Source organism: Pseudomonas siliginis, assembly GCF_024072275.1.
In the GTDB taxonomy this organism is placed as follows: domain Bacteria; phylum Pseudomonadota; class Gammaproteobacteria; order Pseudomonadales; family Pseudomonadaceae; genus Aquipseudomonas; species Aquipseudomonas siliginis.
Map to the genome: position 1 here is coordinate 2,157,189 of NZ_CP099598.1, position 15,181 is coordinate 2,172,369.

The 15,181-nt window shown below is 60.3% G+C and carries 11 protein-coding genes and 4 tRNA genes; 13 read left to right on the forward strand and 2 right to left on the reverse strand.

From position 1 onward, the window contains the following. Positions 1 to 83: 83 nt before the first annotated feature. Positions 84 to 1,280: an amino acid aminotransferase gene (locus NF676_RS10060; RefSeq protein ID WP_056784357.1), complete on the reverse strand. Its 1,197-nt coding sequence runs from the start codon at positions 1,278 to 1,280 to the stop codon at positions 84 to 86. 337 nt (positions 1,281 to 1,617) lie between these two features. Here NF676_RS10060 and uvrB point away from each other — a divergent pair, with 337 nt between their 5' ends. The 13 genes from uvrB to NF676_RS10125 all read left to right on the forward strand — a co-directional run bounded on the left by uvrB (position 1,618) and on the right by NF676_RS10125 (position 13,454). Further along, complete coding sequence (gene uvrB, locus NF676_RS10065) at positions 1,618 to 3,633, forward strand: excinuclease ABC subunit UvrB (RefSeq protein ID WP_016773919.1); 2,016 nt, start codon at positions 1,618 to 1,620, stop codon at positions 3,631 to 3,633. Between the two features lie 284 nt (positions 3,634 to 3,917). Next, positions 3,918 to 5,399: a glutamate--tRNA ligase gene (gltX, locus tag NF676_RS10070; RefSeq protein WP_016773920.1), complete on the forward strand. Its 1,482-nt coding sequence runs from the start codon at positions 3,918 to 3,920 to the stop codon at positions 5,397 to 5,399. A 188-nt stretch (positions 5,400 to 5,587) separates the two neighbouring features. Next, positions 5,588 to 5,663: transfer RNA gene (locus tag NF676_RS10075), tRNA-Ala, on the forward strand. 79 nt (positions 5,664 to 5,742) lie between these two features. Further along, a tRNA-Glu gene (locus tag NF676_RS10080) sits at positions 5,743 to 5,818 on the forward strand. Positions 5,819 to 5,871: 53 nt separating this feature from the next. Beyond that, positions 5,872 to 5,947, forward strand: a tRNA-Ala gene (locus tag NF676_RS10085). An 80-nt stretch (positions 5,948 to 6,027) separates the two neighbouring features. Further along, a tRNA-Glu gene (locus tag NF676_RS10090) sits at positions 6,028 to 6,103 on the forward strand. 182 nt (positions 6,104 to 6,285) lie between these two features. Further along, positions 6,286 to 6,825, forward strand: coding sequence for a TetR/AcrR family transcriptional regulator (locus NF676_RS10095; RefSeq protein WP_041478525.1), 540 nt, complete (start codon positions 6,286 to 6,288; stop codon positions 6,823 to 6,825). 30 nt (positions 6,826 to 6,855) lie between these two features. After that, complete coding sequence (locus NF676_RS10100) at positions 6,856 to 7,689, forward strand: alpha/beta fold hydrolase (protein ID WP_150635760.1); 834 nt, start codon at positions 6,856 to 6,858, stop codon at positions 7,687 to 7,689. Positions 7,690 to 7,735: 46 nt separating this feature from the next. Further along, positions 7,736 to 8,179, forward strand: a complete 444-nt coding sequence (locus tag NF676_RS10105) for an acyl-CoA thioesterase (RefSeq protein ID WP_016773923.1) — start codon at positions 7,736 to 7,738, stop codon at positions 8,177 to 8,179. A 175-nt stretch (positions 8,180 to 8,354) separates the two neighbouring features. After that, complete coding sequence (locus tag NF676_RS10110) at positions 8,355 to 9,314, forward strand: tRNA dihydrouridine synthase (RefSeq protein WP_252887646.1); 960 nt, start codon at positions 8,355 to 8,357, stop codon at positions 9,312 to 9,314. A gap of 119 nt (positions 9,315 to 9,433) precedes the next feature. Next, positions 9,434 to 9,880, forward strand: coding sequence for an Hsp20 family protein (locus NF676_RS10115; RefSeq protein WP_016773925.1), 447 nt, complete (start codon positions 9,434 to 9,436; stop codon positions 9,878 to 9,880). A gap of 188 nt (positions 9,881 to 10,068) precedes the next feature. Next, on the forward strand, positions 10,069 to 10,764 hold the full coding sequence (locus NF676_RS10120) for a DUF1266 domain-containing protein (protein WP_095179489.1): 696 nt from the start codon (positions 10,069 to 10,071) through the stop codon (positions 10,762 to 10,764). Further along, a complete protein-coding gene (locus tag NF676_RS10125; protein ID WP_095179490.1) occupies positions 10,761 to 13,454 on the forward strand; it encodes a DUF805 domain-containing protein in 2,694 nt (897 codons plus the stop codon). The genes NF676_RS10120 and NF676_RS10125 overlap by 4 nt, the downstream gene beginning before the upstream one ends. Here the strand turns inward: NF676_RS10125 and NF676_RS10130 are convergent. Next, positions 13,451 to 15,142: a molecular chaperone HscC gene (locus NF676_RS10130; RefSeq protein WP_252887647.1), complete on the reverse strand. Its 1,692-nt coding sequence runs from the start codon at positions 15,140 to 15,142 to the stop codon at positions 13,451 to 13,453. The genes NF676_RS10125 and NF676_RS10130 overlap by 4 nt on opposite strands. Between the last annotated feature and the right edge of the window lie 39 nt (positions 15,143 to 15,181).

Below are 15,181 nucleotides of genomic sequence, written 5' to 3' on the forward strand. Positions count from 1 at the left end.
CAGTCTAGAGGTTGCACGGCGGTTCCAGGGACAAATAAAAACGGGAAGCCCAAAGGCTTCCCGTTTTTCATCGCGCGGCGAAATCAGATGACCTGAACGATCGCGTCCGTCACAGCCTTGATGTTGCTCTGGTTCAGCGCAGCCACGCAGATGCGGCCGGTGTCCAGGGCGTAGATGCCGAACTCGTTGCGCAGGCGATGCACTTGTTCAGTGGTCAGGCCGGAGTAGGAGAACATGCCGCGCTGACGACCAACGAAGCTGAAATCGCGGCCCGGGGCTTTTTCCGCCAGCAGGGCAACCATCTGCTCGCGCATGCCGCGAATGCGCAGGCGCATCTCGGCCAGCTCGGCTTCCCACTGTGCGCGCAGTTCCGGGCTGTTCAGCACCGCAGCAACAATGCTGGCGCCATGGGTCGGCGGGTTGGAGTAGTTGGTGCGGATCACGCGCTTGACCTGCGACAGCACGCGCGCGCTTTCTTCTTTCGATTCGCTGATGATCGACAGTGCGCCAACGCGTTCGCCGTACAGCGAGAACGATTTGGAGAACGAGCTCGAGACGAAGAAGGTCAGGCCGGATTCGGCGAACAGGCGCACAGCGGCGGCGTCTTCATCGATGCCGTCGCCGAAACCCTGGTAAGCCATGTCGAGGAACGGCACGTGACCTTTGGCCTTGACCACTTCCAGCACCTTGTTCCAGTCCGCCGGGGTCAGGTCGACGCCGGTCGGGTTGTGGCAGCAAGCATGCAGGACAACGATCGAGCCGTTCGGCAGGGTGTTGAGGTCGTCGAGCATGCCGGCACGGTTCACGTCGTGGGTGGCAGCGTCGTAGTAACGATAGTTCTGCACCGGGAAACCAGCGGTCTCGAACAGCGCGCGGTGGTTTTCCCAGCTCGGGTCGCTGATCGCCACGACGGCGTTCGGCAGCAGTTGCTTGAGGAAGTCGGCACCGATCTTCAGCGCGCCGGTCCCGCCGACGGCCTGAGTGGTGATGACGCGACCGGCGCTGATCAGCGGCGAGTCGTTGCCGAACAGCAGTTTTTGCACGGCCTGGTCGTAGGCAGCGATGCCATCGATCGGCAGGTAACCGCGCGAAGCGTGTTGCGCGACGCGAATCGTCTCGGCTTCGATCACCGCGCGCAGCAGTGGAATTCGCCCCTCTTCGTTGCAGTACACGCCTACGCCCAGGTTGACCTTGGTGGTCCGGGTATCGGCGTTGAATGCTTCGTTGAGGCCCAGGATTGGATCGCGGGGTGCCATTTCGACAGCGGAGAACAGGCTCATTATTACGGCGGCTCTGAATGGAGAGTGGAGGGACGTGTAGCGCTCCAGCCGAATGCACTAGAGCGGTGCACAAACGGGGAGCTAGTATAGAGGCCATCACCGCGCAATGGCGACAGGCGAATCGGCTTTTGGGGTAAGTTTTTCCGATTATTTCTGGACCGTTAGTCGATTGACTTTGTCAGACTCTTTACCGGATGTAGGACGTTTGCCTTGAAAGGTCAGGCAATCGCCACCACATTCAGCACAATCCAGGTTTTTTCTTGCGCGACATCGGTCGTTTGCGGTCGTCCTCGTGGTGCTCCGCCTGACGCGGAACGCCGCGATTCCAGAGGTGTGTATGTCGGAATTCCAGCTAGTCACCCGCTTCGAGCCCGCCGGCGATCAGCCGGAAGCCATTCGCCAATTGGTTGAGGGCATTGACGCCGGGCTGGCGCACCAGACATTGCTCGGTGTGACCGGCTCGGGCAAGACCTTCAGCATTGCCAACGTCATCTCGCAGGTACAGCGGCCAACGCTGGTGCTGGCGCCGAACAAGACCCTGGCCGCGCAGTTGTACGGTGAGTTCAAGGCGTTCTTCCCCAACAACGCCGTTGAATACTTCGTTTCCTATTACGACTACTACCAGCCCGAAGCCTATGTGCCGTCGTCCGACACCTTCATCGAGAAGGACGCGTCGATCAACGACCACATCGAGCAGATGCGACTGTCCGCGACCAAAGCGTTGCTGGAGCGCAAGGACGCGATCATCGTCACCACGGTGTCGTGCATCTATGGTCTGGGCAGCCCGGAAACCTATCTGAAAATGGTCTTGCACGTTGATCGCGGCGACAAGCTCGATCAGCGCGCGCTCCTGCGGCGCCTGGCTGACCTGCAATACACCCGCAACGACATGGATTTTGCCCGGGCGACGTTCCGCGTGCGCGGTGATGTGATCGATATCTTCCCGGCGGAATCCGATCTGGAAGCGATCCGCATTGAGCTTTTCGACGACGAGGTCGAGAGCATTTCCGCGTTTGATCCGCTGACCGGCGAAGTCATCCGCAAGATGCCGCGCTTCACTTTCTATCCGAAGAGCCACTACGTGACGCCTCGGGAAACCCTGCTCGACGCCATCGAAGGCATCAAGGTCGAATTGCAGGAGCGCCTCGAATACCTGCGCAGTAACAACAAACTGGTGGAGGCCCAGCGCCTGGAGCAGCGCACCCGTTTCGACCTGGAGATGATCCTCGAACTGGGTTACTGCAACGGCATCGAAAACTACTCGCGCTACCTTTCCGGGCGTCCATCCGGCGCGGCGCCACCCACGCTTTACGACTATCTGCCTGCCGACGCCTTGCTGGTGATCGACGAATCCCACGTCAGCGTGCCGCAGGTCGGCGCGATGTATAAGGGCGACCGTTCGCGCAAGGAAACCCTCGTTGAGTACGGCTTCCGCCTGCCTTCGGCGCTGGACAACCGGCCAATGCGTTTCGACGAGTGGGAAGGGGTCAGCCCGCAGACCATTTTCGTTTCGGCGACCCCCGGCAACTATGAAGCCGAGCACGCCGGGCGCGTGGTCGAACAAGTGGTGCGGCCGACCGGCCTGGTCGACCCGCAGGTTGAAGTGCGGCCGGCACTGACTCAGGTCGATGACTTGCTCTCGGAAATCACCAAGCGCGTGGCGATCGAAGAACGTGTGCTGGTCACCACGCTGACCAAGCGCATGGCCGAAGACCTGACCGATTACCTCGCCGACCACGGCGTGCGCGTGCGTTATCTGCACTCGGACATCGATACCGTCGAGCGCGTCGAGATCATCCGCGATTTGCGCCTCGGCGTGTTCGATGTGCTGGTCGGGATCAACCTGCTGCGTGAAGGCCTCGACATGCCGGAAGTGTCGCTGGTGGCGATTCTCGATGCTGACAAGGAAGGCTTCCTGCGTTCCGAGCGCTCGCTGATCCAGACCATCGGCCGCGCGGCGCGTAACCTCAATGGCCGGGCGATTCTCTACGCCGATCGCATGACCGGTTCGATGGAGCGGGCGATTGGTGAGACCGAGCGCCGTCGCGAGAAGCAGATCGCTTTCAACCTTGAGAACGGCATCACCCCGAAAGGTGTGATCAAGGACGTCGCCGACATCATGGAAGGCGCCACCGTACCGGGCTCGCGCAGCAAGAAGCGCAAAGGCATGGCCAAGGCCGCCGAAGAGAACGCCAAGTACGAAGCCGAACTGCGCTCGCCAAGCGAAATCACCAAACGCATCCGCGCGCTGGAAGAGAAGATGTACCAATTGGCGCGGGATCTGGAGTTTGAAGCGGCGGCGCAGATGCGTGACGAGATTGCCAAACTGCGCGAACGATTGCTTACGGTATAAGGGATCGTTCCCACGCTCTGCGTGGGAATGCCGCCCGGGACGCTCTGCGTCCCATCGCTCGCGTGACGCAGAGCGTCACAGGATGCTTTCCCACGCAGAGCGTGGGAACGATCATTGTGTATCCCTGTGGGAGCGAGCCTGCTCGCGAATGGCCTTCACACCATCCGAAGGGCTTAGGGCTTAGGGCATCTGGCTTAAATACCCTGCCCGCTGGAGCGGGGCGGGTGTCGCCTGTTACCATTCGCCGCTTGATTGTTCTGCTCTTCATTTTTTCGAGACAAGCCATGACCACCGTCCGCACTCGCATCGCGCCATCGCCTACCGGGGATCCCCACGTAGGTACCGCTTACATCGCATTGTTCAACTACTGCTTTGCCAAGCAGCACGGCGGTGAGTTCATCCTGCGCATCGAAGACACCGATCAGTTGCGTTCGACCCGCGAGTCCGAACAGCAGATCTTCGACGCCCTGCGCTGGCTCGGTATCGACTGGAGCGAAGGCCCGGACGTCGGCGGCCCGCACGGCCCGTATCGGCAGAGCGAGCGCGGCGACATCTACCAGAAGTACTGCCAGCAACTGGTCGACATGGGGCATGCGTTCCCGTGCTTCTGCACCGCTGAAGAACTCGATCAGATGCGCGCCGAGCAAATGGCTCGTGGCGAAACTCCGCGCTACGACGGCCGCGCGCTGCTGCTGTCGAAGGAAGAAGTCGCGGCGCGCCTGGCCGCTGGCGAACCGCACGTGATTCGCATGAAGGTGCCGAGCGAAGGCGTCTGCGTGGTGCCGGACATGCTGCGTGGCGACGTCGAGATCCCGTGGGATCGCATGGACATGCAAGTGCTGATGAAGACCGACGGCCTGCCGACGTACTTCCTCGCCAACGTCGTCGACGATCACCTGATGGGCATCACCCACGTGCTGCGTGGCGAAGAATGGCTGCCATCGGCACCGAAACTGATTTTGCTGTACGAATACTTCGGCTGGGAACAGCCGGAGCTGTGCTACATGCCGCTGCTGCGTAACCCGGACAAGAGCAAGCTGTCCAAGCGCAAGAACCCGACCTCGGTGACGTTCTACGAGCGCATGGGCTTCATGCCGGAAGCGATGCTCAACTACCTCGGCCGCATGGGCTGGTCGATGCCGGACGAGCGCGAGAAGTTCTCGCTGCAGGAAATGGTCGACAACTTCGACCTCAAGCGCGTATCCCTCGGCGGGCCGATCTTCGATATTGAGAAGCTGTCGTGGCTCAACGGCCAGTGGCTGCGCGATCTGCCGGTGGAAGAATTTGCCGCCCGCGTGCAGAAGTGGGCGTTCAATTCCGAATACATGATGAAGATCGCGCCGCACGTACAGGGCCGTGTTGAAACGTTCAGCCAGGTCGCACCGCTGGCGGGATTCTTCTTTGCTGGCGGCGTGAATCCGGATGCCAAGCTGTTTGAGTCGAAAAAGCTCTCCGGCGATCAGGTTCGCCAGTTGATGCAATTGATCCTGTGGAAACTGGAAAGCCTGCGGCAGTGGGAGAAGGACAGCATCACCGCGACGATCCAGGCGGTGGTCGAGTCCCTCGAGCTGAAACTGCGCGATGCGATGCCGTTGATGTTTGCTGCGATCACCGGGCAGGCCAGTTCGGTGTCGGTGCTCGATGCGATGGAAATCCTCGGCCCGGACCTGACCCGTTTCCGTCTGCGCCAGGCGATTGACCTGCTGGGCGGCGTGTCGAAGAAAGAAAACAAGGAATGGGAAAAGCTCTTGGGCGCCATCGCCTGATTGCTTTTGCTTCTCTGCAGGACTGCCGAAGGCTGTGATCTTTTGATCCTGCCTTCGGCGTTTCTCCCGAATTTACGGGGGAGGGCGGTAAGTGATTGTTATCCCGGCAAAAAATTTTGAAATTTTTCAAAAATAAGTTTGACAGGCTTTCGATACGCCCTTAAGATTCGCCCCGTCCTCAGCGATGAGGGGCTATAGCTCAGCTGGGAGAGCGCTTGCATGGCATGCAAGAGGTCGACGGTTCGATCCCGTCTAGCTCCACCAATTTACACTTCGAGGTCTGGCCACACCGGCCTTGAAGCGATCAACACTCAGCGTTGATCAGTTGTATAGAAGGGTTTGCGTCCCCTTCGTCTAGTGGCCTAGGACACCGCCCTTTCACGGCGGTAACAGGGGTTCGAGTCCCCTAGGGGACGCCAGTTTTACAGAAGTGATGTTGCAAGAGATCACTCCGCCGCGAGGCGAAAAATCCGGGGCTATAGCTCAGCTGGGAGAGCGCCTGCATGGCATGCAGGAGGTCAGCGGTTCGATCCCGCTTAGCTCCACCAATTTTACAGTTCAAGGTCTGGCCACACCGGCCTTGAATCGATCAGCTCTCAGCACTGATCAGTTGTATAGAAGGGTTTGTGTCCCCTTCGTCTAGTGGCCTAGGACACCGCCCTTTCACGGCGGTAACAGGGGTTCGAGTCCCCTAGGGGACGCCACGATTACCCGCTCTGCGGGATTTTATAAGGGTCATTCAATTATTGAATGGCCCTTTTGTTTGTCTGGCGTTTGGCCAACTCTCCTTTTTCCTTACACTGTGCTTCAGACCAGCGGTCATATTCATGACTTGCGGAATATTATTATGCGAATAATATTCTAGTCGTAATATTCGGAGGCAACGATGAACGATAAAAAAGCTCAAACCCGCGAACGCATCCTCAAGGCTGCCAGCGCCGCATTGATTCAACGCGGCCCGGCAGACCCGAGCGTGGGTGAAGTGATGGGCGCCGCCGGGCTGACTGTCGGCGGCTTCTATGCGCACTTCGAAAGCAAGGACGCGATGATGCTCGAGGCGTTCAAGCAGCTGCTGGGCCGCCGTCGCGACCTGATTGCCGACATGGACGCCGATCTGACCGGCGAAGAGCGTCGCGCTTTGGTGGCTGCGTTCTACCTGTCACGCAAACACCGGGATTCCAGCGAGGCCGCATGCCCGATCCCGGCCTCGATTGGGGAGCTGGGGCGTTTGCCGGAGTCGTTCCGCATTGCGCTGAACGAGCATTTGGAATTGATGGTCGCGCAACTGGCGGCCAGCCCTGAAGACACCGACAAGGCTTTGGCCGATGTCGCGTTGATGGTCGGTGGTCTGGCCTTGGCCAGAGCGCTGGGTCCGGGAGATTTATCCGATCGATTGCTGCGCGCTGCCAAGTCGGCGGTGCGTTGACCTGAAGGCAACAAGCCTGAGGAGAGTGCGATGAACGCGTTGAAGTGGGTTCGTGGCGTTAACGGTACCTTGGGCTGGTTTGCACCCAGACTGGTGGCAAGCAAAATGCGTCTGGCGTTCATGACGCCCCGCGCTCTACCGCTGCGCGATTGGGAGCTGCCGCTGTTGGCCAGCTCCGAACGCATCACATTGCGCTTCGGTCTGTCGGCGCTGCGTTGGGGCCAAGGTCCTGCAGTGTTGCTGATGCATGGTTGGGAAGGGCGGCCAACGCAATTCGCTTCGCTGATAAACGCTTTGGTTGATGCTGGCTATACCGTCGTCGCGCTCGATGGCCCGGCCCACGGTCGCTCCCCTGGGCGAGAAGCCAATGTAGTGCTGTTCGCCCGCGCCATGCTTGAAGCCGCTGCCGAATTGCCGCCGCTGCAAGCGGTTATCGGGCATTCCATGGGCGGCGCCAGCGCGATGCTCGCCGTGCAATTGGGGCTGCGCACCGAAACCCTGGTCAGCATCGCCGCACCGTCGCGGATTCTCGGCGTGCTGCGCGGTTTCGCGCGAATGGTCGGCATGCCGCCGCGCGCGCGTTCGGCGTTCATTCGTCAGGTCGAGCAGGACGTCGGCATGCGCGCCGCGACGCTGGACGTGGCCCACTATCAACTGGATATGCCCGGCCTGATCGTGCATGCCGAGGACGACAATTTTGTCTCGGTCAAAGAATCGCAATTGATTCACGAAGCCTGGTTCGACAGCCGCCTGCTGCGCCTCGAAAGCGGCGGCCATCAACGCGTGCTGGCCGACCCTCGAGTGATTGATGGCGTGTTATCACTGCTCGCCGGTCGCAGCCTTCAGGCGCGCCAATCGGCCTGAGCTCCGTTACACTGCCCCGGTTGAATACTTTGACCGGGAGTGGGGCATGGGCTGGGATCGGGCAACGCCGTTTACCATTGATCTGCAAGTAGGCGCCGAAGACATCGACGGGCTCGGGCACGCCAATAACGCGGTGTACGTCACCTGGCTCGAGCGCTGCGCCTGGCGCCATTCGCAGCGCCTCGGCCTGGACCTGGTCGAATACCGGCGGCTGGATCGGGCGATGGCCGTTGTCCGCCATGAAATCGATTATCTGGCCGCCGCCTATGAAGGCGATGAACTGCAACTGGCGACCTGGATCGTCGATTGGGATCAGCGCCTGAAAATGACCCGGCATTTCCAGCTCAAACGCCCCAGCGACAACGCCACCCTGTTGCGCGCGCAGACCACATTTGTCTGCATCGAACTGTCGACCGGCAAGCCCAAGCGTATGCCGGCGGAATTTATCGAAGGCTATGGCCCGGCGATCCAGATTGCAGAAGCCATGTGAATCTCACCCTGTGGGAGCGAGCCTGCTCGCGAAAGCATCGCGTGAGTTACGCATGCGTCAACTGACAGACCGTCTTCGCGAGCAGGCTCGCTCCCACAGAGATATGTGTAGTTCTGCGGATTTGTGCGATATCCAGTAAACTGCCGCACGTTTTTTCTTCAAGTAGTGTTTCCCCATGCAAATTGCTCTGGCGCCCATGGAAGGGTTGGTCGACGACATCCTGCGCGACGTGTTGACCCGCGTTGGCGGCATCGATTGGTGCGTGACCGAGTTCATTCGGGTCAACGACCAGTTGCTCACGCCGGCCTATTTCCACAAGTTCGGCCCCGAGCTGCTCAACGGCGCTCGCACCGCGTCCGGCGTGCCGCTGCGCGTGCAATTGCTCGGGTCCGATCCGGTGTGCCTGGCGGAGAACGCCGCGTTGGCCTGCGAGCTTGGCTCGGAAGTGATCGACCTCAACTTCGGCTGCCCGGCCAAGACCGTCAACAAATCCCGTGGCGGCGCCGTGCTGCTCAAGGAGCCGGAGCTGCTCAACCAGATCGTCGAGCATGTCCGTCGCGCCGTACCGGCGCACATCCCGGTCACCGCGAAAATGCGCCTGGGTTTCGACAGTCCTGACGGCTCGCTGGTCTGCGCCACGGCACTGGCCGAAGGCGGGGCAGAGCACATCGTCGTACATGCGCGGACGAAACTGGACGGCTACAAACCGCCGGCGCATTGGGAGTGGATCCCGCGTGTGCAGGATGTGGTCAAGGTCCCGGTCTTCGCCAACGGAGACATCTGGAGCGTCGAAGACTGGCGCCGTTGCCGCGAAATCAGCGGCGTCGAAGACATCATGCTCGGTCGGGGGCTGGTCTCCCGCCCGGATCTCGCTCGGCAGATCGCTGCGGCGCGCACTGGCGACGAGGTCGTCGAGATGACCTGGGCCGAGCTGATGCCGCTGATTCAGGACTTCTGGCTGCAGGCCAAGGCGCAGATGACCGCACGCCAATCGCCCGGTCGCCTCAAGCAATGGCTGGCCATGTTGACGCGCAACTACCCGGAAGCCGCCGAGCTTTTCACTGTTCTGCGTCGCGAAACCGAGCCGGATCAAGTCTCGCGCTTGCTCGGATTGCCGCTCGTCGAAGCCGCATAAAAAATCTCAAAATATTCTCTTGAAATCAAAACAGCGGTCCCTATCTAAGGGTTACGCGATGCCGAATTCGGGTCGCGGAGACACAAAACCTTGCTGATTGTTTTCAGGAGATTTGAATCATGAGTACTGCATTTTCTCTCGCGCCACTGTTCCGTTCCTCGGTAGGTTTCGACCGTTTCAACGACCTGTTCGAAACCGCCCTGCGTAACGAGCCTGGCAGCAGCTATCCACCCTACAACGTCGAAAAACACGGTGATGATCAATACCGTATCGTCGTCGCGGCCGCCGGTTTCCAGGAAGAAGACCTGGACCTGCAGGTCGAGAAGGGTGTGCTGACCATCAGTGGCGGCAAGCGTGACACTGACGAAAGCGTCACGTTCTTGCATCAAGGCATCGCCCAGCGAGCCTTCAAGCTGTCGTTCCGTCTGGCCGATCACATCGAGATCAAGGACGCTGCGCTGCGCAACGGCCTGCTGAGCATCGACCTGCTCCGTGTGATCCCGGAAGAAGCGAAAGCCAAGCGCATCCCGATCAATGGAGCGCAGCAGCCGGCGTTGCAGCATTGATTCATGTGCTGACACACAATCGCCCGAATCGGCGATAAGCCGCTGAACGAAAGGCCCCGATACGTCGGGGCCTTTTTTGTGCGCGCAATCAAAGCGATGCAGGGTTTGCCGGTGTTGTCGGGGCTCTTTACAATCTGCGCAGTTTTGCCGACCCCCATTTCCCAGCGGTCGGCCTGGAGCCTTTTTTCATGGACGAGATTCAACAGCGCTGGCTGTGCGCGTTGTCCGCACCAATGGCCGCGCTCAACACCGGCGCCGGGTATGACGACCCGGCGTTCTGCAACGATCGTTACATCAACCTCAAGGAAAGTTGGGGTATCGATGATCGCCGACAGTTGTTCGACATGCTCGGATGGATGACCGACGACGGCCATGCCAAGCACCTCAGCGGGGCCTATCTGGCGTGGCAGCGATGCCTGCCGAGTGAATGGCAGTCGTTGCTCAATGATCTGAGCCCGCGCGAGCGCGTCCTGCATGAATTTGCCAGCCGTACCTTCGGCAGCTGTGGTCCCGGCGGCATTCTGTCCTGGGATTACGGCCGGATGGGCTTTCTGTTGCGCTGCGCCGTGCGTAATCAATGGATCGATCTGGCCGAGAGCAACTGGTTGCACAGTCGTCTGGCGTTGAGGGCGCAGTTTCATTACGGCAGCTGGATGGCTTATTTCAACGGCTTTCTGGTGGGACGAACTTTTTGGTGCTGCATGAGCAAAAGCGATGATGAACTGGCGGTCGAGATGAGTCGTGAGGGCACCAGCGCTTTCAACACCAGGATTGCCCGAGGCCTTGCGCAAAACATTCCACACTTTCTCGCCGATCTGCCTTGGCACATGGATATTGATCCGCCGTCTCGTCCGGCATCGCTTGGGGAGTTCGACTGGTCATGAGTTGCTGGATTCGACTGGGCATTGAACCGACTACTGACGAAACCCTGATTCGCAGCGCCTATCGCGCCCGTTTGCCGGCGCACCATCCGGAAACCGACCCGGAAGGTTTTCAGGCGCTGCGCATGGCCTACGAGAGTGCCCTGCGTCTGGCCCGTGAAGAGCAGCAGGAAGAGGCTGAAGACGAGATTGACGCTGCACAAGCCAATGTCGTTCGGGCGCCTCAAGCTTTCTTGGATTTCTGTGCGCTGCTGGATGATCCCGCGCGACGCTTCAATCACGCGGCGTGGCAGGCATTCGTCCGGACGCTGGATGACTTGTCACTGGAGGTTTTCGATGACCTCAACTGGGGCTTGTACCACCGACTGTCCGGCGCCGGTCCGTTGTCCTACCGTTGTGCGAATCTGTTGGCGCAACGCATGGCCTGGGACCAGCAACTGTTGGATTTGGCATTCGACGATGCGCAAGCGGTAGAAGGCTTTTTGCAGCGCATCAAGGCGCCCGACCCGTTCGACACGGATCTGATGAGCGCCTGGTCAGAGCCGGCACAGACCGAGTCGCTGTGGTATGCCCTTAGCCTCGATTTCATCTTTACTCAGCGTCCGCTTCACGAGTTCGCCGAGTTCGCCAGTCGGCACACGTGCTTGCCGTTGCCCAACGATGCCGCGTACCTCAAGCGGTTGCTGGTGCAGTTCACCCAAGCGGGGATGGGCGCGCCGACGTTCCTGCAGTGCTGTGCCGAACAGCACGATGCCGCGCCGGATAACGTCGACTGGCTGTACCTGCTGGCGTGTCAGTACAGTCTGTTGGGGCACGACGATCAAGCGTTTCCATGCTGGATTCGGCTCTGGAGCGAACATCGCCATCCCGCGGCAGAGAGTCGCTTGCTGGAGCTGTGTGCCAAGCGTCAGCCGACCTTTCTGCCGTTGCTGATTCAGGCGTTCGATCGTCTGGAGGACTGCGCCGTTTGGCCGGACGAGCTGGGTGCTGAGTGCCAGGTGTATGGCAGTCCGTCACAGCGGCCCGAGACCTTGACGCGTTGGTTGGGTGTCGGACGGCTCAAGCTTGATGCACTGGCGCAAAGCTTTGTTGATTGGCGCATGGCGGGCGACGAGCTGCCATTGCTCGCGCAGTTGATCGGCGAAAACCACGACAGCCGTTTGCTGCGTCTGTACCGGCACGCCTGGGCGCTGCATCGTGGTGATTCGGCCTTGTTGCAGCAGATTGTCGACGAACCGCTGCCGGTGGATGCGCTGGAATGCCTGGTTTTGAGCGGCCTGAAGTATCAGGCCAGGCAACATCTGCATTGGCTGGCCAAGGCGCCTGTTGCGCAGGCCATGAGCGCTTTCACTGACTCGCAAACACTTTCACCGCAATTGCCGCTCGCGTTGTCCGAAGGTACGCTGCACAAGGTTTGTCGTCTGTGGTTGCAGCGCTTGCGGCCCTATAGCGACACGGCGCTTGCACGCATTGCCGACGCGTTCGAGCTGAGTGCGGTCAAAGACGGCAATGACCTCTCGGAGCTTGATCTCATGCTCCAGTTGAATCGGCGCGCGACAGGTTTGCCGCCGATCGGGTTGGGAACGGCGATCTGGGATTGGCACGCTCAAACCGTGTTTTTGCTGGCATTGCTGGAACAACCCGAGCGCTGGTTGCAATTGATTGATGCGCAGTGTCTGGAGCGTTTGCCGTTCAATCCTGCGCATCCTTTGAGTCGCCTGCAGCCACTGTTGCGGCGCTTGCTGCGTGAGCAGGGCGATGGCGCCGGTTTGCTCGGCTGGCTGCAGGGTGACGATCCCGTACACGGTTTGCTGGTGCAACAGTTGTTCAGTGTCGAGCAGGCCCTCGACAGCGCCAGGCTGCCCGCCAATGCCCTGCTTTACACCTGCGTCGAAAGTGACCGTGCGGCGTGCGGTGATGACCTGCTGGGCTTGTTGATGTTCTGGGGCGTGCTCTACCACGATCCAAGCCTGAGCGCCGAGCAGCACCGGGCGTTGTTGCAGTCGATTGAAGCGGTCAGTTGCGAGGATGACTGGTTCGAAGGCTTTCGCGACGGTCTGATCAAGGGCGAACCGGTGTGGCCACCGCGCAAGGTGTTGACGGATTTCGGTGTCGACAAACTATTGGCCTATGAGGCGCTGGATGCGCTCAAAAGCTTGATTCGCTACGGCGCTGCCGGTGTGCCGAAAACGCGAGTATTGCGGCAACTGCAGCAGGGTAAGGATGACGTGCAGAACAGCGTCGGTTTGCGCTTGGCACTTTGCGCGTTGCTGTCGTGGTCGGAGCGGTTGCTGTTAGCCAACAGTGATGTCCAGCCAGTACCAGCGAAAGCTTTTTGGCGCCTCGGATCACGGCTGGGGCGCAAGGCTTTTATCGCTCAGGTCCTGGGATGCGTAGTGGTCACACCGATAGCCGGGCTGATAACGGGCACGACGATTGGCGGGATGGTCATCTTTTTGCTTGGCGTACTGCTGTTGTTCGCGGCAGTGCTACGGCGGTTGCACGATATGGGCCGGGGCATACCGACACTGCTGATATTTCTTGGATTGTCGCCGTTTCTGCCATTCCTGCCGCTGGTGCTCTTCGGTTTTCCAGGAGACAAACTGCCCAATCGCTACGGCGTGCCGCCGGACGGTGGGGCAGATATGTTGTCCGGCGGATTGCAGGCCGCTCTGCGGCGACTGAACGGCTAAAGACGCATCTGATCCAGCGCATCATTCAGCGCTGAGCGGTGGCTGGCGATTGCGCTGGGTTGCTGGCCGGCAAGCACGGTGTTGAAGGTATCCATCCACTCGGCAATGCGCGCACGCTCGTCGCCCAGACTTTGCATCCATGCTCGCTCCAGACGTGCGAGCAGGGTGCGGTTGGGCAGGGCGTCGCGAGGGTGGACTTTGAGCGTCGCGAGCCGGGCATGGCTGTCTCTGCGCGCCTGTTCATCCAGTCCGGTCGGGCTGCGGTCGATGCTGTGGCCGTAACGTTCGCCGGTTTCCAGAAGCGTGACGTCTACTTCCAGCAGGCCGTTGATGTCATAGCTGAAACGCACATCGAGACTCTGCAGTTGCTCACTAGGGGTGAACTGGATGTCGAAAGAATCGATGAAAATATTGTCGCGTACCCACGGGCGTTCCCCTTGATACACCGCGATACGGATTTCAGTCTGTTGCGCAAACGTCGTCGAGTAACGCTGCACCCGTGACGTTGGAATCACCGTGTTGCGCTCGATGATCGGCGAGAACGCGCCACTGACGCCTTCGCCACGATTAGTCGAAATCCCCAGCGTATACGGACAGACATCCGTCAGAATCAATTCCTCGACCGCACCATCCCGCGCCTTGCATGCCGCCTGCGTCGCCGCCCCCAGCGCCACGATAGTGTCTGGATCAAGATGCCGATAAGGCAGGCGTCCAAACAACGTGGCGACCATTTGCTGTACCGCCGGCATGCGCGTGGCGCCACCGACCAGCACCAGGCTGTCGAGGTCGCGCGGTTTCAGTCGGGCATCGCGCAGAGCCTGTTCGATTGGCGCGCGCAAGCGGGCCAGCAACGGCTCCCATATTTTTACTGCAGCGGCTTCATCCAGTTCCCATTCGAATGTCTGCTCGGCATACCGCCAGCTCAACTGCTGTGCGCCTTCGCCGAGTTTGCATTTCACCTGTTCGAGGGCATCACCGAGGCTGGCCATGGCTTGTGCATCGATCGTTGAGGGGGCGAGTTGCCAGTGTTTCAGGCAGGCCTGCAACAGGGCGGCGGTGAAGTCTTCGCCGCCGAGAAAGTTGTCGCCAGTGGAGGCATGCACTTCAATCAGCGGCAATGCGTATTCGAGCACGGTGACGTCGAATGTGCCGCCGCCGAGATCGAAAATCAGCGTGCGTTCGAACTTCTGTTCGTGCAGGCCGTACGCCATGGCGGCCGCGGTCGGTTCATTGATCAGGCGCGTCACGGACAGCCCGGCCAGTTCGGCGGCGAACAAGGTGCGCTTGCGCTGCTCGTCACTGAAATATGCCGGTACCGAAATGACCGCTTCTGTGACCGCTTGGCCGAGAAAGGCCTCCGCGTCCTGCTTGAGTGAGCCAAGTACCAGCGCCGACAACTCTTCCGGGCTGAACTGGCGAGAGCCGAGCTGGATTTGCCTGTCGCTGCCCATGAAACGCTTGAACGCGGCGGCAGTGCGTTCCGGGTGCGTGGTCAGGCGGGCGCGGGCGGCTTTGCCGACCAGAATCGTGTCGTCTTCATCAAGGCTGACCACCGACGGTGTCAGCACATCGCCGAGGGCGTTGCGGATCAGTTCGGCGCGGCCTTCACGCCAGACGGCGATCAGGCTGTTGGTGGTGCCAAGGTCGATGCCCAGCAGGGCCGGGCGGGGAAGGGATGCATCCTGCATGGTTGATCTCGAAGCGGCGCAAAAAACGCGACCCTACAG

What these genes read in the sequence shown, in the direction of transcription:
- NF676_RS10115 (WP_016773925.1), top strand. Translation starts at nt 9,434, where the DNA reads ATGAGTACTGCATTTTCTCTCGCGCCACTGTTCCGTTCCTCGGTAGGT.
- NF676_RS10100 (WP_150635760.1), top strand. Translation starts at nt 6,856, where the DNA reads ATGAACGCGTTGAAGTGGGTTCGTGGCGTTAACGGTACCTTGGGCTGG.
- NF676_RS10060 (WP_056784357.1), bottom strand. Translation starts at nt 1,280, where the DNA reads ATGAGCCTGTTCTCCGCTGTCGAAATGGCACCCCGCGATCCAATCCTG.
- NF676_RS10095 (WP_041478525.1), top strand. Translation starts at nt 6,286, where the DNA reads ATGAACGATAAAAAAGCTCAAACCCGCGAACGCATCCTCAAGGCTGCC.
- NF676_RS10105 (WP_016773923.1), top strand. Translation starts at nt 7,736, where the DNA reads ATGGGCTGGGATCGGGCAACGCCGTTTACCATTGATCTGCAAGTAGGC.
- NF676_RS10130 (WP_252887647.1), bottom strand. Translation starts at nt 15,142, where the DNA reads ATGCAGGATGCATCCCTTCCCCGCCCGGCCCTGCTGGGCATCGACCTT.
- NF676_RS10110 (WP_252887646.1), top strand. Translation starts at nt 8,355, where the DNA reads ATGCAAATTGCTCTGGCGCCCATGGAAGGGTTGGTCGACGACATCCTG.
- uvrB (WP_016773919.1), top strand. Translation starts at nt 1,618, where the DNA reads ATGTCGGAATTCCAGCTAGTCACCCGCTTCGAGCCCGCCGGCGATCAG.
- NF676_RS10125 (WP_095179490.1), top strand. Translation starts at nt 10,761, where the DNA reads ATGAGTTGCTGGATTCGACTGGGCATTGAACCGACTACTGACGAAACC.
- gltX (WP_016773920.1), top strand. Translation starts at nt 3,918, where the DNA reads ATGACCACCGTCCGCACTCGCATCGCGCCATCGCCTACCGGGGATCCC.
- NF676_RS10120 (WP_095179489.1), top strand. Translation starts at nt 10,069, where the DNA reads ATGGACGAGATTCAACAGCGCTGGCTGTGCGCGTTGTCCGCACCAATG.